Origin of the sequence: Paenibacillus koleovorans NBRC 103111, from assembly GCF_004000845.1 — a bacterium.
Lineage (GTDB): Bacteria > Bacillota > Bacilli > Paenibacillales > NBRC-103111 > Paenibacillus_AA > Paenibacillus_AA koleovorans.
The window spans coordinates 1-19254 of record NZ_BIMA01000078.1; the positions used below are offsets into that span (position 1 = coordinate 1).

A 19254-nucleotide genomic window follows, 5' to 3' on the forward strand; every position below is an offset into this window, starting at 1 on the left:
AGGCGCTCGCGGCCGCGGTCGGCACGGCGGCGCCGCATGCGCCAGGCGCGGGAGCGCCGCTTGCTGGCGACGCCGGCGCCGGCGCGTTCGCGGCGCTGCTGCAGCTGCGCGTGGAGAAGGGCCATATCGACCGCTGGAGCGTCGATATTCCCTTCTCCGTCGTCGCGATGCAGCAGGGCGCGCGCCCGGTCGCCGAGGACGGCGCGCCGGCGCCGGACGGCAGCGCCGCGCTCGACGACGGCGTGCTGAAGGCGGAGGACGAGCTGCAGCTCGACTGGGAAGCGGACCGCGTCTTCACCGAGACGGGGGCGCCTTACTTCGCGGCACCGTATGCGGATCATTGGCGCGAAGCGGTCGTCTCGCATGTGCTGCAGCGGGTGACAGCGCGAGGCAAAAGGCTGCCGCTCGTCGATGTATGGCCGGAAGGCGTGGCCGGCGTCGCCATGGTGTCCCATGACAGCGACCGGAACCACGATACCGACGCGGAGACGACGCTGCAGGTGCTGGCCGAATGCGGCATTCAGTCGACCTGGTGCATGATGAAGCCGGGCTACAGCTATCCGTATCATGTCCGGATCCGCGAGGCGGGGCATGAGCTCGCCTTGCATTTCAATGCGAACATGCGGGAAGGCGGCCGTTGGACGGAGGAAGATTTCCGTCGCCAGTTCGAATGGCTGCGGACGATCACGGGCGGCGAGAAGCCGGCCAGCAACAAAAATCATTTCACCCGTTTCGAAGGCTGGGGCGAGCTGTTCGCCTGGTGCGAGGCTTGCGGAATTGAAGTCGATCAGACGCGGGGGCCAAGCAAAAAAGGGACGGTCGGCTTTCCGTTCGGAACATGTCACCCTTATTTCCCGATCTCATGGTATACTGAGGAAAATCGGTTTTACAACGTACTGGAAATCGGCTTCCTGACGCAGGATTTGGGCTCGATGAGCGATTTGAGCGTGGTTCAGCCTTTTCTCGAGCAGGTTCGCAAGGTGAACGGGGTGGCGCATTTCTTGTTCCATCAGGGCCGTATCCACTCGGCGGAGGAAGTCCGCAGCTCCTTGGTCGCCTTCGTGGGAATGGCCAAGGCCGAAGGCTTCGCATTCTGGACAAGCCGGCGCATCAACGACTGGCATAGGCGCCGCCGCAGCTTGCGAGTGGCCGGGTTAAGTGCGGACGATGCATTCGACGTCTATCTGCACGGCGGCGGCTTGTGTGCCGTTGAGGGCTGGAAGCCTGTCGTCTGGCTGCCGCTGCTCGCGGGCGAAGCCGTACCGGATGGCGTGGAAGTGCGATCCATGTACGGACAACTATGCCGGAGAGGGAGTATCATTCAACATGTTGACGATGTTTAACAACAAGCGCGATTTCGAAGCCGCGGCGACGCAGACGGCGATTTTTCCGGTCGGAGCGGTGGAGCAGCACGGCAGCCATTTGCCGGTGGGGACCGATACGATCATCGTGAGCGAGTTTGCGAAACGGATGGGCGAAGCGCTGGATGCTTACGTGCTGCCGCCGCTCGCGGTCACATCTTCGATCGAGCATCGTGAATCGAGAGGCACCGTCTATTTGAAAGCCGACACGCTGGCGCTTGTCATTCGGGACATTTGCGAATCGCTTCATTATTCAGGCTTCACCAAGATCATCGTGTTGAACGGCCACGGCGGCAACTGGATCATCAAACCTACGATCCGCCAGCTTATTCGCGACTTCGCCGACCGCAAGCAGCCGATCGAAATCGTACTCATCCACACATCCGTTGTAGCCAAGCGGCAGCATGAGGTGGCGGAGCGGACGCTCAACGACATTCATGCAGGCGAGAAAGAGACATCGCTCATGATGCATCTTACTCCGGAGCATGTGAAGCCTCATGTTCCTCAGACGCAGGCGGTATCCGTTCCGCAGGATTATATGGACTACTTCGACATGGACGACATTTCCGAGGACGGCTACTGGGGGTATCCGGAGCTGGCATCGCGCGAGAAGGGCGAGAAGCTGATGCAGCTTCTGGTGGAATGCGGCTTGGATTACTTGCGGGAGCTGGACGAGACGCGGGAAGCGGTCCGCCAGAGCAAGCAATGCGGCGCGATCAAGCAAGGTTGACGGTAACGGCTCAGCGGCAGGTTGAAGCTGAAGCGTCGTTCGGCGCAGAACACAGACGGGAGCTCGTATCCGATTGGATGCGAGCTTTTTGTGGTCTTGCTTAGCGGGAAATCGGGTTTATGGAGGCGGCGGTGACCGACGGGAAAACGAAAAGGATCGTCAGGCAGATCTTCCCGGACGGTTCTTTTTATCAGGCTCGGAAACGCATCGCCGGGAACAACGTATTCCAGTATATAAGCATCAGGCGATCGAGCGCCCGCGTCGGCACATTTTGTTTTACATTCCTCGAACCCTGTCATATTATGAAAGTATTAATAAGGAGCCGTTCGCCTGCTCAATTGCACATTGGATGCAGGCGGCGGGCGCGGTCGGTTAAATTTATGTCGGAGTGAAAGGGGGATGCAGGCGTTGGCCGCAAACAACTACTTGAAAATGCTGGGACTCACGGTCGCCGCGGTTATCGTCAATATCCTCGCATTCTCACCCGCCTTCGTCGGCGTAGCGATCGGCGGCAGCGCGCTGGAAACGGCGTTTGGCGTGACGCTGCTGATTGCCAGTGCGATTGCGCTCATCTATGGCAGCTACAGCTGGCTGTACAAGGCGCCGATTGTCTTGACCCCGGATCGTGTCCGGTCGCGCGAGGACTTCGCGGCCGCGCTGGCGCCCTACAGCAAAATCCGTGCGCTTGCGGAGGACGTCTCGTTGACGCTGGAGCAGATGGAGCGGATGGACAAGAGAAAGGAAACCTTGCTCAAGGTGCTGCAACAAAGATTCGACCCTGCCGAGATGAGCTTCGCCAAGTTTTGGTCCGTTGCGAATGAGGTAGAGAATCTATTCTATTTGAATATTAAGAGTGTGCTGAACCGGCTGAATGTGTTCGACGAGTCCGAGTACGAGCGGGTGATGACGCGTAAAACGGCGCGCTATTCGCCCAAGCTGCTTCAAGAGAAGACTGTGTTCTACAACGACTACATGGCTTATATCAAGCATGCAATCGGCACAAGCGAAGAGATGCTGCTGCAGCTCGACAAGCTGCTGCTGGAGATTTCTCGACTGGACAGCATAGAGCCGGGTGAGATCGAACGAATGCCCGCCATGGTGGAGATTGACTCACTAATCAAGCAGACCAAGTACTACAAACAATAAGGGGGGCGTACATTGAGCAGCGGAAAAAAATTTCTGATGATAACGGGCATTTTTCTTGTTCTCGTATTCTCCGTCGTCTACTTGGGCGTCAACTTGTCCACGAACTGGGGCAAATCCGACCAGCAGGTGGCGACGGAGGACGCGAGCAAGCGGCTGAACAAGCTGTACGGCAATATCGAGGTCACGACGGAGACGCCGGTCAAGGGGCGGATCGATCTCGATCCGGTCGATGTGGCCGCTTCGTTGCCCGATATTTCCAAATTTGCGATCACGGCGGACAGCACGACGGCCGATTATGCGGAGATTTTCTCTTCAACTGAGAAGGCAGGTACGGGAGACGACGGCTGGCTGACGGATGTCGCGAAGGAATTCAACAAGGCGAAAATGACGGTGAACGGTGTGCCTGTCTCCGTCAAGCTGCGCAATATCGCCTCCGGTACGGCTGCGGATTATATCCGGTCGGGCAAATACGTGCCGGACGCCTTCACGCCCTCGAACCAGATGTGGGGCGAGATGGTGAAGGCTTCCGGCGTCAATGCGCAGCTTATCACCGAGAGACTTGTCGGCAATGTTCCGGGCATCGTCATTTCGAAGGCCAAGCACGACGCATTTGTCAAGAAGTACGGCGAAGTGAACGTCAAGTCTTTGATCGAGGCCATTGCGTCGGGAGAGTTCTCCATGGGCTACACGGATCCCTTCGCCAGCTCGACCGGTCTGAATTTTCTTGTCACGACGTTGCAGAGCTTCGACAGCGCGAACTTGCTCAGCGATAAAGCCATTCAAGGCTTCGAGAGCTTCCAGGCCAACGTGCCGTTCATCGCGTCCACAACATTGCAGATGCGGGAAGCGGCCAAGTCGGGAGCGCTCGACGGTTTCGTACTGGAATATCAGACTTATGTCAATACGGCCGAGCTGAGAGGGGCCTATGTGTTCACTCCGTTCGGCGCGCGCCATGACAGCCCGCTCTATGCGCTCGGCAACGTGTCCGCGACCAAACTCGAGATCATTAAGAAATTCGCAGAGTTCGCGAGCCAGGCCAAGTACCAGGCGGCCGCCAAGGATAAGGGCTTCAACGGGCTGGAGGACTATCAATCCAAGCTCGGCAAGGTCGAAGGCAGTGTCCTGGCCGCAGCCCAGAAGGTATGGAAGGAAAAGAAAAACAGCGGCAAGCCGATCGCGGCGGTATTCGTCGCGGACGTCTCGGGCAGCATGGCCGGCGAACCGTTGAACCGGCTCAAGGAATCGCTGATCAAGGGGCAGAAGTACCTCGGAAGGGAAAACAGCATCGGTCTCGTGTCCTACTCGAGCAAGGTCGCGATCAACCTGCCGATCGGCAAGTACGATACGAATCAGCAGTCGCTGTTCGTCGGTACCGTAGACAGCCTGCGGGCCGGAGGCAACACCGCGACCTTCAACGGCGTCATCGCGGCGATCAAGCTGCTGCAGGACCATATGGCGGTCAATCCTAACGTCAAGCCGCTGATCTTCCTCCTCAGCGACGGCGAGACGAATGTCGGCCTCCAGCTCAAGGAGGTTCAGGGACTTATCGAGCATTACAAGATTCCGATCTACACGATTGGCTACAATGCGGACATCAAGGCGCTGCAGAGCATCTCGAGCATCAACGAGGCGGCAAGCATCAATGCGGATACGGACGATGTCGTCTACAAGCTTGGCAATCTGTTCAACGTTCAAATGTAAGCCATAGAACCCTCGGGAGGGAAACGCGAGATGTCATTTACGATGGAAATACCGAGCCAGGACAAGATCAAGGTCGCGATTGAAGAGGAGGCAAAGCCGGTTCCGGAGGAAGTCGCCAAGCTTCGGCAGATGGCGGAGAGCAACGTTCAGGCGATTATGTCGCTCGACATCGAGTCGCTCGACAAGCGCAAGGACATCCTCCAGTCGATAGATACGTTCGGCATGGGGACGATGCGGTCCTCGTCGGAGAAAAACCAACTGCTGCAAATTACGGTAGGCAATTTGTCCAAGACGGGCGATGAAGGCGGACAGGTCGCCAAGGGGCTGTCTGAGCTGAACATCCAGCTCAAGGACCTGGATCCGAGCGTTGTCGATTTTGCCAAGAGCGGGCTGCTCGGCAAGCTGTTCAACCCGCTGCGGGCCTACTTCGCGAGATTCGAGAAGGCCGATGCCGTCATCTCCGACATTATCGTCTCGCTGGACAAAGGCAAGACGACGCTCAAGAACGACAATACGACGCTCGAGATCGAGCAGCAGTCGTTGCGCGATCTGACGAAGAAGCTGCAGAAGGAAATCGAGTTGGGTACGCTGATGGACGCCTCCATCGAGCAGCAGGTCGAAGCGGCGAAGGCGCGGGGCGAGGATCCCGAGAAAATCCGTTTTATTACGGAGGAGGTTATGTTCCCGTTGCGCCAGCGGCTGATGGATCTGCAGCAGATGCAGGTCGTCAACCAGCAGGGCATCATGGCGATCGAGGTCGTCGTCCGCAACAACAAGGAGCTGATCCGGGGTGTCGATCGCGCCAAGAACGTGACCGTATCCGCGCTCAAGATCGCCGTCACCGTCGCGAGTGCGCTCTACAATCAGAAGATCGTGCTCAAGAAGATCGAGCTGCTCAATCAGACGACGAATGAGCTGATCGCAGGCACATCCCGGATGCTCAAGGAACAGGGAGCCGAGATCCACAAGCAGTCGCTTGAGGCCAACATCTCCGTCGATACGATGAAGCAGGCATTCACCGACGTACTGTCGGCGCTCGACTCCATCAGCGCCTACAAGCAAGAGGCGCTGCCAAGGATGCGCGAGACGATCAATCAATTCCGCGAGCTGGCCGATACCGGCGAGAAGCAGATCCAGCGTCTCGAACGCGGCAACAAGCTGGGGCTGTAGACGATCGGCGCGTAGAGCAGGCGTCACCAACAGAAAGGGCCATCCTACATTGGGATGGCCTTAAATTTTAGTGGAATGTGTCAATTAATCTAACATTACTTTCGATCTATAGTGCTGAGAACAAGGATGATGTTATAATAGGTGACATTAACTCTCGTACAGGAGCTATCACTTATGAAAATCGGACTCCGCGTCGTCAAGACAGCCGTTTCCATCATGATCAGCATTTTCATCGCCAGGCTGCTTGGGCTGGAACCCGATCATTTCGCCGGCATCATCTCCATGCTGGCTGTCCAGCCGTCCGTGTACCGATCGCTGCGGAACTCGATGTCCAACCTGGCGAGTGCAATGTTCGCCGCTCTGCTCGGAATCTCCGTCGTAGAGCTCACCGGAAGCAGCACCTCCTTCCTGATCGCTCTGGTGGCATTCATCGTCATGGCGCTGCTCGTCCGGCTCAAGAAAACCGCATCCTTGCCGCTGGCTGTCATCATCACGGTCAACACGATGGGCACCGCCGACGAGCTGTTCGGCAGCGCCGCCTTACATCAGCTCTCGCTCGTGCTGATCGGCATGACCGTCGGCACCGCCGTGAACATGATACGCCGACCGGTGCACCATGAACGGGAGGAGTCGCTGCTCACCAAAGCTGAAACGATGCTGCGGGCGCTCCTTTATTACGTCAGCATAGACGTGGAGAATGGGCGTATGACGCCGTACAAACCGGGCATGCGCCAACAAATCGATGAAGTGCGGAGCTATATTGAGAAAGGAAACGCCGTTTCCCAGCTCATTCGAGAGGACCGCTGGCTGACGAAGGCGACACAGTCGCCATCCGGCTCCGGAGAACGATTCCTGACCTATGAAACGATGGTGGAGCGCATTCGCGACTTGATCAAAGCTTTGGAGAAAGCCGATCTTACATTAGAAGAAGCGGCTCGGCTCAAAAGGGCGATCTGGCTCCTGGCGAGAGCGCAAGAACGGGTCATAAGCGGCAAACGAGTACCGTTCAGGCTGCTCAACAAGGCGCTTCACCCCGACGAGACGAAGCTCGTCCCGGACGGCAAGGCGCTTCGCGACCTGTTTCCTTACTACCAGGCTTACGAAGCGCTCAGGGAATATGGGCAAGAAATGCCGAACATGAGGAGCAACCCGACCCCTGCAGCAATCAGGAAGCCCTCCCTTGTAACAAAATTGAAATCTTCTCTTCATCTTCCTTTAAGGAACAGGGATTATAATAAAGCTCGACCCCCTTTTTAATATAAATGAACGCCTCAAGGCCCACTGCGGAACTCGCGAGTGGGTCTCTTTCTTACCCTATCAAACGCCGCTTTCGCCGGACACGATCATTTCAACGCGAAGCGCGAATAATAAGGTTGCTCGAGAGAGAATACAGGTTCGAAACCTGAATCTCCATTGAGGACGGAAGCGTCGAAAAGCACCTCTGATTTCCATCGCCTATAAGAAAAAAATCGAAGATTTATAAGCTATAGGTATAATAAAACTATATAAAAAGTAATAAAGATATGATAGATTAGGGTTTATAGACAAGATAACACACATCGGAAAGGAGTCATCGCATGGCAGTGGTCGCTCTACCCAAAGTGAATGATCTAGGATTTTTCGAGATTCGGCTTGAATCGATTGGGGGACTTGGAGCTAATTTGGCAGGCAAAATGTTGGCCGAAGCAGGCGTTACAGGCGTCGGCTTGAATGGTGTCAGCTTTTCTTCCTATGGCTCCGAGAAAAAAGGGTCGGCGGTAAAGGCCCATATCCGGTTCTGTTTACCGGAGACGAACATTCGCGATACTTCTCCTGTGGAACGCCCTCATGTAGTCGGCATATTCCACGAGTCGCTTTCTAAAACTGTAAACGTTATCAGCGGCATTTACGAGGATAGTCTTGTCCTAGTGAACTCGAAGAAAACACCTGAAGAGCTCAAGGAAAAGTTAGGCCTCATCGGCGGCACGATCGCCGTCGTGGACGCCATCGGCATCGCGCTCGAAGAGAAAAACCGCGTGAACATGGCGATGCTGGGCGCGCTGTTCCGGCTTTGCGATTTCCTGGATCCTGAGTCGATGAAAGGCGTTATTCGCAAGTCGCTGGAGAAGAAATATCCCCAAGCCGTTCAGCCGGCATTGCGCACGTTCGACCGGGGCTACCACGAGGTGAAATTTCAGACGTTCCAATTGCCGGAAGATCAGCTTATGCCGGCTTTTGTGCGCCATGATACGCCTGTCCTTGGGTACGCCACCCAACCGATCGGGGGAACCATTACGAACCCCGGGAATAGTATATTGAAAGATATCAGCATCTCGCGCGCGGGCATGATGCCTCATTTTGACGATGAGAAATGCATCCATTGCGCGGCTTGCGACAACGTGTGCCCGGACTTCTGTTTCGTGTGGGATGAGCTGGCGGACAAGAAGGGCCGACCGCAGATGTTCCTGCAAGGAATCGATTACCAATATTGCAAAGGCTGTTTGAAATGCGTGAAGGCTTGCCCGACGGAAGCGCTCTCCAGCGCTCGCGAAGAGGAAGGCTATGCGGATGGGCATCGAGTGCCTCACCGGTTCGACCGGGCGGTATTCGGCGCTTAACATTTGATTCATAGCGGAGCTCAAAGGCTACCCATAAAGCACGTATGCATTTCCTCGAATTGCATCGATCATAAGCTTTTCTTATAGAAACGGTTTAGGAGGGTGAGATCATTGGCTATCGATTTCAAGCAAGAGACAAAGACGGGGAAAGTCGAGCAGCGGATGGTGTACGAGTCGGGCAACGAGATGGCGGCTTACGCGGCACACCAGATCAACTACCACGTGATGGGATATTTCCCGATTTCACCGTCTACGGAAGTAGCGCAATTCCTCGATTTGATGAAAGCGAACGGGCAGCATGACATCAAGCTGATCCCGGCGGACGGCGAGCACGGCTCGGCGGGCGTGTGCTTCGGAGCTTCGACGGCCGGCGGCCGCGTGTTCAATGCGACTAGCGCCAACGGCTACTTATACATGCTGGAGCAGATGCCGGTTCAATCCGGTTCGCGCTTCCCGATGGTTATGAACCTGGTGTGCCGTTCGGTTTCCGGACCGCTCAACATTCACGGCGACCATTCCGACTTGTACTACGCGCTCAATACGGGCTGGCCGATCGTGATGTGCCGAGATCCGCAAGCGGTCTATGATATGAATATTATGGCGATCAAGCTGGCGGAAGATCCGGAAGTTCGTCTGCCTGTGCTTGTTGCGTCCGACGGTTACTTCACATCTCATCAGAAGCGCAAGGTACAGACGTTCGCTCATCGCGCGGACGTGCATGCGTTCGTAGGCGAGCAGCCGATGCGCGGCTACCCGGATACGCTCGATCGGAACAATCCGATTACGGTCGGACCTTACATGAACGAGCCTGACTACATTAACAATTGCTACCAACAGACCGTGGCGATGTACAATGCGGAGCAGGTGTATGACCGCATCCGCAAAGAGTACCTTGACTTGACCGGCCGCGATTATCCGATTCTTGACCTGTACCGGATGGAAGACGCCGAAGTGGCGGTATTCCTGATGAACTCCGCTTCCGAGATCATCAAGGACGTCGTGGACCAGCTGCGCGCCAAAGGCATCAAAGCCGGCTCGATCGCGCCGAACATGATTCGTCCGTTCCCGGCCAAACAAATCGCCGAAGCGCTCAAGAACGTGAAGGCCGTTACGGTAGGGGACCGTGCCGATTCTTACGGCGGCCACGGCGGCAACATGGCGATGGAGATCAAGGCGGCGTTGTTCACGGAAGGCAACACCAACACGATGGTAGTCAATCGGATTTACGGCCTGGGCGGCAAAGACTTCTATAATGAAGACGGCCACGCCTTGTTCCAGTTCGCGCTGGACGCGATTGCTGCAGGCAAGGTGGAGAAGCCTTTCGATTATTATGGCCATAGCCCGGGGGATCCGGCGAAAGCGCCTAAACGCGTGCTGAACCCGATGAAATACGAAGACTTGAACACCGGCCTAATCACTGTGAAGCAGGACGAAGAAACCGGCAAGCTGAACGTGCGCATCCCGCCGCTCCGCTCGCTGACCAAGAAGCCGAAGCGGATCGCTCCGGGCCACGGCGCTTGTCCGGGCTGCGGCATTTTCTCCGGGCTTGAGCTGTTCTTCAAGGGCATTGAGGGCGACATCGTTGCGCTGTTCCATACGGGCTGCGCAATGGTTGTTACAACGGGTTATCCGTACTCCGCTCACAAGGCGACGTACATTCACAACTTGTTCCAGAACGGTGCAGCCACCATGTCGGGTGTCGTCGAGATGTTCTGGGAACGCAAGCGCAGAGGCGAGCTCGACTACCTGAACTTGCCGGCCGACTTCACGTTCGTCATGATTACCGGCGACGGCGGCATGGATATCGGGATGGGGCCGGCGATCGGCGCGGCACTTCGCAATCATAAGATGATTATTCTGGAGTACGATAACGAAGGCTATATGAATACGGGCGCTCAGCTCAGCTATTCGACTCCGCTCGGCCACCGGACTTCCACGTCCAACGTCGGCTCGAAGCAGCAGGGCAAATTGTTCCAGCATAAGGATACGGCGCAAATTATGGCCGCAACGAACATTCCGTACGTCTTCACCGGCTCGGAGTCGTTCCCGCAGGATCTGGTCAAAAAAGCGGCCAAAGCTCAGTGGTACGCCCAAAACGAAGGTCTTGTGTACGGCAAAATCCTGATCACCTGCCCGCTCAACTGGCTGTCGGAAGATCAAGACGGCACCGAGATCATCGACTACGCGGTCAACTCGAACTTCTTCCCGCTCTACGAAATAGAGCAAGGCATCACGAACATTACGTTCAACCCGGAAGAGAAGAACAAGAAGATTAATGTAACAGAATGGCTGAAGACGATGGGCAAGACGAAGCATATGTTGAAGCCGGAAAATGCGGATGCGCTGAAATCGTTCGAAGACGAAATCGAACGCCGCTGGAGCCGGTTGAAGGCGAAGCACGAGAATCCGTACCTGTAACATTAGCATGAGCAAGGCAGGCGGGCGCAATTCCGGCGACGGAGTTGGGCCCGCATTTTTTCGAGCCGGAAGGAGGAGCGAGCATTATGCCATTTGTGGCGCGTCATCGGGAGAGCGGGCAAGTATGGACGGGAATGCTGGTCAATTCTTATAAGCTGCCCTATTATGGTACGAAATATTGGGATTTCGAGGAAGATGCGACGGCGGGGCTGCCTGTTTTCCTGGAGGAGCAAGGGGCCGATACGCCGGAAGCGTGGCAGCTGATGGAGGTAGAAGAGGCGCAGCTGAAACGGTATAATGTGAAATTGAAGAACAGTCCGCTGCTGCTGTTGTACACAGACGAGGCGGGAACCGCCGACATTCGCAAAAGGGAGTAGAAGGGATGATGAAGCATGGCTATGATCGTCAGACATAAGCCGACCGGCGCTCATTACGTCTTGCTCGGGACCGGATTCGGCGCTTACAGCTCCCGAAATTCCAGCTTTCTGGGCGGCGACTTGTTCCCGGATGAAGACTATGGGGAAGTGCGGACGGCGGCTTTGTCCGATGCGCAAGGAAACATCCTGTGGCTGCCGACGGAGGAGCTGCAAGTGCTGGAGGTCGACGGTCGTTCGGTCGAGCAGTTGCTAGGAAGCGTGAAGCTTAGAGCTGATAGGGATGGAGTATTCCGTCTATCGGAAGCGATGCACGGACGCGATGAAGGTGTTGAGCTGGATGTCTGCCCCGGCTGCGGGCATCAAGTGAAGTCGACGGCGCCTGAATGCCCTTCTTGCGGCCTTACCCTGATCAGCACAGCGATGGAACCGGATGAAACCGAGGGAGGAACGGAATCGAGATGAGTGTAGAAGCGTGGAAAGGTACATACCAAGGCGAGCAGGCCGTGTGGCTGAAGGCCGGCGCCTATGAAGCCGCCGTCCTGCCGGGCGTCGGCGCGAATTTGATCGCGCTCCGCGATGTGGAGCGCGGTTATGCGTTGCTGCGGGAGCCGCAGCCGGAGGAGATGGCCGGGTTCAAGGCCTCTCCGATGGTGCACGGCATCCCTGTGCTCTTCCCGCCGAACCGGTATGACGGCGGGAGGTTCGAGGTGCAGGGAACGGAGTATGCGTTCCCCGTCAATGAGCCTGCGACCGGCAACCACCTGCACGGCTTATGCTACGACCAGCCCTGGGAGACGGTCGACATCGGCTCGAACGGGCAGGAGAGCTACGCGCAGTTCGAGTTCAAGCGAGGAGAAGGCGACGAGTCGTATACGTGGTTTCCCCATCCCTTCCGCTTGACGCTGCGCTATTCGCTGACGGCCGCCGGCCTGGTTCAGCAGATTGGCGTGTACAACGATAGCGACAAACCGATGCCCTGTATGCTGGGCTTCCACACGGCGGTCAACGCGCCGTTCGCGCCGGGCAGCACGACAAGCGACTGCTCGTTCACGATGTCGATCGGCGAGCGCTGGGAGCTGGACGGCCGTATGCTGCCGACGGAACGAACGCAGCCGCTGTCGGCGTTCGAGCAGGCATTCGGCAGTGAAGGCGCCGGTGCATCGCCATTTACCGAGGCGATGGACAATCATTACAGCGCCAAGCCGGGACCGAGCGGCAACCGTATGGTTCTGACCGATAGCCGAGCGCGTGCGCGTCTCGTGTATGACGCCGGCATGGCGTACAAGCAGTGGATGATCTGGAATGACGGCGCTCGCGGAGGTTTCTTCTGCCCGGAGCCGCAGATCAACATGGTCAATGCGCCGAACCTCAGCCTGCCGGCCGAGCAGACGGGGCTTGTCCTGCTGGAGCCGGGATGCAGCTGGAGCGGCTCGAGCCGGCTGTATGTGGAGTCGATCGATTAAGATTCCTACTTAATACCCGAACGGGTCAGTTGCCTAATCTAAAGGAGCAAGCGTCTCAGTGAATGGAGAGCTTGCTCCTTTTTAATAGTGTGCCTTAGTACAGCGCTTAGTACAGCGGTCCGTAGCCAATGACTGCGCTTTTTGCTGGATGGAACCCGGTCCGACGCCTGGGAATAAGCCGAATGGGAATAATTGTCGATGCACAGAAATGCCCCTTTCTTCAGGTTGATCCGCTTGTACGACATGGTTATGTTTGGGCTGGGATGGTGCGCGTAAGTTCCCTATAGTGTATGTGGGCGAACGCCGATTGTATGGGCGAACACCGCGTAGACCGTGCCTATGCGGATCACTTTTTCTGACAACTAAAGTAAACCTTGATAAAACTAAAATAAACCTACATGTACATAAATGAACGTTCGTAGTACAATAAAGCGGTAGCAAGCTTATAGGAAGACCCATCAAACTCTAACCACGGAGGAATTTTCAAATGGAAGTCCGTTACGCTCTGAGCCCGCAAGAAACGAAAATGTTGGATACCGACCGCCTGCGTCAGCAATATTTGATACCTTCGCTGTTCGTGCCGGGTCGATTGCAAATGACGTATACGCATGTAGATCGTTTTATCGTTGGCGGGGCAATCCCCACGTCCGAGCCTCTGAAGCTGGAAGCCGACCGCAAAGAAACCGGAGCTGACTTTTTCCTGGAGCGCCGCGAAATCGGCATCATCAATGTCGGTCCGCAGGGAATCGTTTCCGTTGACGGGGTTGAGCATATACTCGAGCCCAAGGACTGCCTATATATCGGACGCGGCAGCAGGGAAGTGACATTCCACAGCGCGGATGCTTCGAATCCGGCTCGGTTTTATTTCAACTCCACGCCGGCTCACCAGACGTATCCGACCGTGCATGTGGCGATCAGCAAGGCGGAGCCGCAGCATCTGGGCGCCCCGGCGACATCCAACGAGCGCACGATTTACAAGTACATTCACCAGAACGGCATCCAGAGCTGCCAGCTTGTCATGGGCATGACGCTGCTAAAACCGAACAACATGTGGAATACGATGCCTTGCCATACGCATAACCGCCGTTCTGAAATTTATTTCTATTTCGACATGCCGGAAGACGGCGTCGTCTTCCACTTGATGGGCGAGCCGCAAGAAACGCGTCACCTCGTTGTGCGCAACGAACAAGCGATTATATCCCCGAGCTGGTCCATTCACAGCGGTGTAGGAACGAGCAACTACACGTTCATCTGGGGCATGGCCGGCGAAAACCAGGAATTTGCGGACATGGATGCGGTCGCCATGAAGGATTTGAGGTAAATGACATTTCCGCCGCTTAAGCGACATGAGAAAATAATGGAGCTGCTGTTCGGCAGCGGCGAGGTTAAGGTGAACGAGCTCAGCGCGTTGCTCGATGTTACGGGCAAGACGATCCGCGAGGATCTCGAACGGCTGGAGGAGCAAGGGCTGCTCGTCCGCGTGCATGGCGGCGCCTTGCTCAAAAACCGCAGCGACCTTGGCTTGCTGCCACAGCAGGCGCCGAATGCCCGGCATTTGCCGGAAAAAGCCGACGTTGCTCGAATTGCGGTGCAGCTCATCGAGCCGAACGATATCATCGCGCTCGATGGGGGCAGCACAACGCTCGAGATGGCCAAGCTGCTCGACAACGTACCGCTCACGGTGCTGACGAACGATTTGTTCATCATCGCCGAGCTGGCGCGCAAGGATCGCATTCGGCTGATCGTTCCCGGCGGCCACCGCAACCGGAATATGCTGGTCAGTCCGGAGGCGGTGACGTTTATGGCCCGGCTCAATATCCGCAAGGCGTTTTTGTCGGCGACGGCCATTCATCCCGAGTACGGCATGACGATTTATACAGGCGAGCTGTTGGATCAGAAACAGGCGATGCTGGAGGCGGCGGAACGGGCTTATTGCGTGGCGGATCATACGAAGTTTGACAAATGCGCGTTGCTTACGTTCGCCAAGCTGAATGAGGTGTATGCGCTCATTACAGACAGCGGACTTACGTCTGAGATGGCGGAGAAATACGAAGCGGTCGGAGCCAAGCTGATTCGGGGACCTTTGTAACGGGAAGGATGAGAGAGCTGTATGGAATTGTTTAATTTGAACGGGAAAGTCGCTCTTGTCACGGGAGCGGCGCGCGGGCTCGGAGCCGGCATGTCGCTTGGGCTGGCCAAGGCGGGTGCCGACCTCGTCATCGTGACGAGCAGCACGAAGAGTGACGAGCTGGAAGCGCAAATTCGCGATTTGGGTCGTCGCGTCCATACCGTAACCGCCGATCTCGGCGACGAAAGCGAGCTGCCTCGCGTAGTGGAAGAGACGCTGGCCGCGATGGGGCGGATCGACATCCTCGTGAACAATGCCGGCATCATCCGCCGCACGCCGGCAGCCGACCATAGCGCTAGCGACTGGCATGCGGTGATGGACTTGAACCTGAACAGCGTCTTTTTTCTGTGCCAGCTAGTGGGGCGGGAGATGATCAAACAAGGCTCGGGCAAAATCATCAATATTGCTTCGGTGCTGACGTTCCAAGGCGGCATTAATGTCCCGGGTTACACAGCGGCGAAGCATGGTGTTGCGGGTATCACGAAGGCGTTAGCCAATGAGTGGGCCGGCAAAGGCATATGCGTCAACGCGATCGCCCCGGGCTACATGGCGACCGACAATACGACGGCGCTCCGGGCTGACGAGGAACGCAACACGCAAATATTGGCCCGCATCCCGGCCGGACGCTGGGGGACAATCGAGGACCTGCAAGGGCCGGTCGTGTTCCTGGCTTCCGCAGCGTCGGATTACATGAACGGGCATGTGCTATGCGTGGACGGCGGCTGGATGGCTCGATAGCTGGAGAATGACGTGAAGGAAGTCCGAAAGACTCAAATTAGGAGAGGCGGAGAGAGCGATGAGACGGTTTGAGCAAAAAGTGGTGTTTGTGACGGGGGCGGGTCGCGGAATCGGCAGAGCGACGGCGGAGCGTTTCGCCTCGGAAGGCGCTTGGTTGGCGCTTGTTTCCAATGTGGAGCAAGATGTAAAGGCGGAGGAGGCGGAGCTGGCTGCGCAAGGCGCGAGGGTCATCGCGCTCACGACCGACGTATCGAATGCCGAGCAGGTGCAGCAGGCGGTAGACCGGACGGTTGCCGAATTCGGCCGCATCGACATTGTTGTGAACAATGCCGGGATCGCTTGGGAAGAGCCGTTCCTGGACATCAAGGAAAGCAATTGGCGCAAAATGATAGATGTGAACTTGAACGGCATGTTCCTAGTTGCCCAACGGACAAGCCGTCAAATGGTCGCGCAAAACGAAGGCGGCGTTATTCTGAACATGGCGTCCACGAACGGCATCGTCGGCGAGGCGCATTATGCTCATTACAACGCTTCGAAGGGCGGCGTCGTGCTGCTGACGAAGACGATGGCGATCGAGCTCGGCCCGCACAGCATTCGGGTCAATGCCGTTTGCCCGGGCTACATCCAGACACCGATGACGGAAGCGATCGATGACGCGGCGAAAGTGGCGGACTATATCCGGACGAAAATACCGCTGGGACGCGCAGGGAAGCCGCGCGATATCGCCGGCGTTTTTGCTTTCCTGGCGTCGGACGACGCAGCCTTCATTACCGGGGAATCGTTGGTCGTTGACGGGGGTCAGCTAACTTTTTAACGAATAGCGACGTTCGCAGGCTGGATCTGGACAAGGAGGACAAAGGCAATGAACGATACGCTCAGACTCGGCACGGCCAAGGTGGAGATTACGCCGAAGGAGCCGGTGCCGCTGGCTGGTTTCGGGTTTCGACACGGTAACTATGAAGGCATTACTCGCCCTTTGCACGCGAGAATTTCGGTTTTCGAACAGAAGTATGGTGAGGGAGCCGAGAGTGAAGTCCGTCGATTGGCGCTAATTCAAGCGGATCTGATCGCTCTGGAAGCCGATGTGATACCGGAAGTGGCGGAAGCGCTTCGGAGCCGATGGGGACTGGCTGGAGCGGATGTGCTGTACTGCGCGAGCCATTCGCATAGCGGCCCTCATATGCGCGGTGGGGTGATGGCGAGCCGAATCGACAAGAACTACGCCTCGTTTGTGGCGGAGCGGGTGCTCGGCGGATTGGAAGCCGCATTCGGCAATCTGGAGCCGGTTTCGGTGGAAAAAGGGGTTGGCCGCTGCAGCATCGGCATTCATCGGCGCAAGCAGGTCGACGGCCGCTGCGTAATGGCGCCGAATCCCGAAGGGCCTAACGACCAGGAGGTTACGGTTATACAATACCGCCGCGTCCGCGACGGCTCTCCGAAAGGCGTGCACGTGCATTTCACATGCCACCCGACGACGACCGGAGATAATCTGATAAACTCCGAGTATCCAGGTGTGGCGATGGAGACTGTGGAGGCTGGGGTTCGTAACGTTTCAGATGGGGATGTTAGCGGTAATGAGGTTGTCGCGACTTTCCTGCAAGGCTGCTGCGGCGACATCCGGCCGAATTTGACCGGAGCGGACGGCGGGTTTTTCCGTGGGGACGATACCGATGTCGCCAGGTTCGGCGACGAGCTGGGCAAAGCGGTGATGGACGTCCTGGATCGTCCGATGCAGCCATTGAGGAGCGGTGTGCTGGCGAGCAGGGAAACGACGATTGACTTGCCTTGCGAGCCGGTGCTGAACGATTCTGGAGCGATGGCTGCCGGATCGGTCCCGATGCGGCTCGTCTATTGGAGGCTGGCGGAAGGGCTGACCTTGCTCGCGATGAATGGCGAGGTTGTCGTTGAGTACGGCAACTATTTGAAGCAGAAGTTTCCCGGGGGTGTGCTTCCCCTTGGTTACACGAACGGGGTCATCGCCTACATTCCGACTGCGGAGCAGCTTCGCGAAGGGGGCTATGAGCCGATCGAGTCGATTCCTCTGTTCGGCTTATCGAGTCCATTTCGTCCGGAGCTCGAGCCGATGATCAAACAAACCGCTGCCGGGCTCGTGCAGGGAGCTTCGATCGATGGTTGACCAGGGAAGGCAATGGAGGCCTGAGCAGTTCGGACTGAGGGCGCTAGAGCTTGCGGACGAGCTGGTGGCGATACGCCGCAGGCTGCACGAGCATCCGGAGCTCAGCTTCCAGGAAGCCGAGACGGCGGCGTTCGTGGCGGAGCGACTCGAGGGGCTAGGCTGGCGCGTACGCATGGGCGTTGGCGGCGGCCACGGCGTCATCGCCGAGCTCGAGGGCCGCTCCGGCGGCCGCCTCATAGCTCTGCGCGCCGACATGGACGCCCTGCCGATCCAGGAGGAGACGGGTTTGTCCTTCTCCTCCGCCCGGCCGGGCGTCATGCACGCTTGCGGCCACGACGCGCATACGGCGATGCTGCTCGGCGCAGCGCAGCTGCTGGCCGAGGCGCATGCAGAGCAGGCGCTGCACGGCACCGTGCGCCTGCTGTTCCAATGCGCCGAGGAAGTGGGTCTCGGCGCGCAGGTGCTGATCGATCACGGCGCCTTGGACGGCGTGGACGAGATCTACGGGCTGCACAACTTGCCGACGCTGCCCGCCGGGCGGGTCGGCGTCCGTCCCGGCCCGATGATGGGCTCGTCCGATCTGATCGCGATCGACATCGAAGGCAAGGGAGGGCACGGCGCTGTGCCGGATCAATGCGTCGATCCGATCGTCGCCGGCACCGCCGTCGTCAGCGCGCTGCAGACGATCGCGAGCCGCGAGGTATCGCCGTTCGAGCCGGTTGTCGTGACGATCGGCAGCTTCCACGCCGGCAGCGTCGGCAATATCGTGCCCGGCAGCGCCGAGCTGCAGGGCACGGTGCGGACGTTCTCGCCGGCGGTTCGCGGGCGATTGCCGGCGCGCCTGCAGCTGCTTGTGGCGGACGTCGCCGCCGCTCATCGCTGCAAGGGCACGCTGCGGTACATGGAGCGGACGCCGGTGTTGATCAATGACGAAGCTTGCACGGCGGCATTCGCGGACTTGGCCTCTGCAATACTTGGGACAGAGCAGGTCGTTCGCGGAGAAGCGACGATGATCGGAGAAGATTTCGCCCGCTACCTGGAGCTTGTGCCCGGCTGCTTCTTCTGGCTCGGCTCGGGGCCGGAGCAAGGGGCGGAGCAGGCGTATGGGCTCCATCACCCGAAGCTGCAAATTAACGAAAGCTGCTTGCCGATCGGCGCAAGCTTGCTCGCTTCGGTAGCTTTTGAGCGTGTATGTAAAGAAGTATGACACGATTTCCATGTTTCCTTATGGTAAATGTTAAAAATCCCCTTTCATTCAGCATTCCACTCTTTTATAATGTTATTTATA

General features: G+C 57.4%; 18 protein-coding genes. All 18 read left to right on the forward strand.

The genetic code is table 11. The annotated features are described in order from the left end of the window. On the forward strand, positions 1-1343 hold a 1343-nt coding region (locus PKO02S_RS32520), incomplete at its 5' end, for a polysaccharide deacetylase family protein (protein ID WP_164821601.1). Continuing rightward, positions 1327-2091: a creatininase family protein gene (locus tag PKO02S_RS22025; protein ID WP_164821602.1), complete on the forward strand. Its 765-nt coding sequence runs from the start codon at positions 1327-1329 to the stop codon at positions 2089-2091. The genes PKO02S_RS32520 and PKO02S_RS22025, both read left to right, overlap by 17 nt. Before the next feature lie 73 nt (positions 2092-2164). Then, positions 2165-2467, forward strand: coding sequence for a hypothetical protein (locus tag PKO02S_RS22030; RefSeq protein WP_127586222.1), 303 nt, complete (start codon positions 2165-2167; stop codon positions 2465-2467). A gap of 23 nt (positions 2468-2490) precedes the next feature. Continuing rightward, positions 2491-3237, forward strand: a complete 747-nt coding sequence (locus tag PKO02S_RS22035) for a hypothetical protein (RefSeq protein WP_127586224.1) — start codon at positions 2491-2493, stop codon at positions 3235-3237. A 36-nt stretch (positions 3238-3273) separates the two neighbouring features. Further along, positions 3274-4938: a vWA domain-containing protein gene (locus PKO02S_RS22040; protein ID WP_127586268.1), complete on the forward strand. Its 1665-nt coding sequence runs from the start codon at positions 3274-3276 to the stop codon at positions 4936-4938. 30 nt (positions 4939-4968) lie between these two features. Then, the gene (locus PKO02S_RS22045; protein WP_127586226.1) at positions 4969-6108 is read left to right on the forward strand and encodes a toxic anion resistance protein; all 1140 of its coding nucleotides are present in this window, start codon (positions 4969-4971) and stop codon (positions 6106-6108) included. 174 nt (positions 6109-6282) lie between these two features. After that, positions 6283-7365, forward strand: coding sequence for an aromatic acid exporter family protein (locus tag PKO02S_RS22050; protein ID WP_127586228.1), 1083 nt, complete (start codon positions 6283-6285; stop codon positions 7363-7365). Between the two features lie 326 nt (positions 7366-7691). Further along, positions 7692-8705: a 2-oxoacid:acceptor oxidoreductase family protein gene (locus PKO02S_RS22055; protein ID WP_127586270.1), complete on the forward strand. Its 1014-nt coding sequence runs from the start codon at positions 7692-7694 to the stop codon at positions 8703-8705. A 162-nt stretch (positions 8706-8867) separates the two neighbouring features. Beyond that, positions 8868-11123 (forward strand): thiamine pyrophosphate-dependent enzyme, encoded by a 2256-nt coding sequence (locus PKO02S_RS22060; RefSeq protein ID WP_373865228.1) that lies wholly within the window; start codon positions 8868-8870, stop codon positions 11121-11123. Positions 11124-11209: 86 nt separating this feature from the next. After that, a complete protein-coding gene (locus PKO02S_RS22065; protein ID WP_127586232.1) occupies positions 11210-11500 on the forward strand; it encodes a hypothetical protein in 291 nt (96 codons plus the stop codon). A gap of 15 nt (positions 11501-11515) precedes the next feature. After that, a complete protein-coding gene (locus tag PKO02S_RS22070; protein ID WP_127586234.1) occupies positions 11516-11962 on the forward strand; it encodes a zinc ribbon domain-containing protein in 447 nt (148 codons plus the stop codon). After that, a complete protein-coding gene (locus tag PKO02S_RS22075; RefSeq protein ID WP_127586236.1) occupies positions 11959-12963 on the forward strand; it encodes an aldose 1-epimerase in 1005 nt (334 codons plus the stop codon). Before PKO02S_RS22070 ends, PKO02S_RS22075 begins: the two co-directional genes overlap by 4 nt. Positions 12964-13450: 487 nt before the next feature. Beyond that, positions 13451-14284: a 5-dehydro-4-deoxy-D-glucuronate isomerase gene (gene kduI / locus PKO02S_RS22080; protein ID WP_127586238.1), complete on the forward strand. Its 834-nt coding sequence runs from the start codon at positions 13451-13453 to the stop codon at positions 14282-14284. Further along, entirely contained in the window at positions 14285-15052 is a 768-nt protein-coding gene (locus tag PKO02S_RS22085; RefSeq protein WP_127586240.1) for a DeoR/GlpR family DNA-binding transcription regulator, read from the forward strand. Between the two features lie 21 nt (positions 15053-15073). After that, positions 15074-15829: a 2-dehydro-3-deoxy-D-gluconate 5-dehydrogenase KduD gene (kduD, locus tag PKO02S_RS22090; RefSeq protein WP_127586242.1), complete on the forward strand. Its 756-nt coding sequence runs from the start codon at positions 15074-15076 to the stop codon at positions 15827-15829. Positions 15830-15887: 58 nt separating this feature from the next. Further along, entirely contained in the window at positions 15888-16643 is a 756-nt protein-coding gene (locus PKO02S_RS22095) for an SDR family NAD(P)-dependent oxidoreductase (protein ID WP_127586244.1), read from the forward strand. Positions 16644-16691: 48 nt separating this feature from the next. Continuing rightward, the gene (locus tag PKO02S_RS22100; RefSeq protein ID WP_127586246.1) at positions 16692-17966 is read left to right on the forward strand and encodes a hypothetical protein; all 1275 of its coding nucleotides are present in this window, start codon (positions 16692-16694) and stop codon (positions 17964-17966) included. After that, positions 17959-19173: a M20 metallopeptidase family protein gene (locus tag PKO02S_RS22105; RefSeq protein ID WP_127586248.1), complete on the forward strand. Its 1215-nt coding sequence runs from the start codon at positions 17959-17961 to the stop codon at positions 19171-19173. The genes PKO02S_RS22100 and PKO02S_RS22105 overlap by 8 nt, the downstream gene beginning before the upstream one ends. Positions 19174-19254: the final 81 nt, after the last annotated feature.

Coding starts and splice junctions, on each gene's coding strand:
- PKO02S_RS22100 (WP_127586246.1), top strand. CDS start 16,692: ATGAACGATACGCTCAGACTCGGCACGGCCAAGGTGGAGATTACGCCG.
- PKO02S_RS22040 (WP_127586268.1), top strand. CDS start 3,274: ATGATAACGGGCATTTTTCTTGTTCTCGTATTCTCCGTCGTCTACTTG.
- PKO02S_RS22035 (WP_127586224.1), top strand. CDS start 2,491: ATGCAGGCGTTGGCCGCAAACAACTACTTGAAAATGCTGGGACTCACG.
- PKO02S_RS22065 (WP_127586232.1), top strand. CDS start 11,210: ATGCCATTTGTGGCGCGTCATCGGGAGAGCGGGCAAGTATGGACGGGA.
- PKO02S_RS22045 (WP_127586226.1), top strand. CDS start 4,969: ATGTCATTTACGATGGAAATACCGAGCCAGGACAAGATCAAGGTCGCG.
- PKO02S_RS22070 (WP_127586234.1), top strand. CDS start 11,516: ATGGCTATGATCGTCAGACATAAGCCGACCGGCGCTCATTACGTCTTG.
- kduI (WP_127586238.1), top strand. CDS start 13,451: ATGGAAGTCCGTTACGCTCTGAGCCCGCAAGAAACGAAAATGTTGGAT.
- PKO02S_RS22095 (WP_127586244.1), top strand. CDS start 15,888: ATGAGACGGTTTGAGCAAAAAGTGGTGTTTGTGACGGGGGCGGGTCGC.
- PKO02S_RS22085 (WP_127586240.1), top strand. CDS start 14,285: ATGACATTTCCGCCGCTTAAGCGACATGAGAAAATAATGGAGCTGCTG.
- PKO02S_RS22105 (WP_127586248.1), top strand. CDS start 17,959: ATGGTTGACCAGGGAAGGCAATGGAGGCCTGAGCAGTTCGGACTGAGG.
- kduD (WP_127586242.1), top strand. CDS start 15,074: ATGGAATTGTTTAATTTGAACGGGAAAGTCGCTCTTGTCACGGGAGCG.
- PKO02S_RS22060 (WP_373865228.1), top strand. CDS start 8,868: ATGGTGTACGAGTCGGGCAACGAGATGGCGGCTTACGCGGCACACCAG.
- PKO02S_RS22075 (WP_127586236.1), top strand. CDS start 11,959: ATGAGTGTAGAAGCGTGGAAAGGTACATACCAAGGCGAGCAGGCCGTG.
- PKO02S_RS22025 (WP_164821602.1), top strand. CDS start 1,327: ATGTTGACGATGTTTAACAACAAGCGCGATTTCGAAGCCGCGGCGACG.
- PKO02S_RS22050 (WP_127586228.1), top strand. CDS start 6,283: ATGAAAATCGGACTCCGCGTCGTCAAGACAGCCGTTTCCATCATGATC.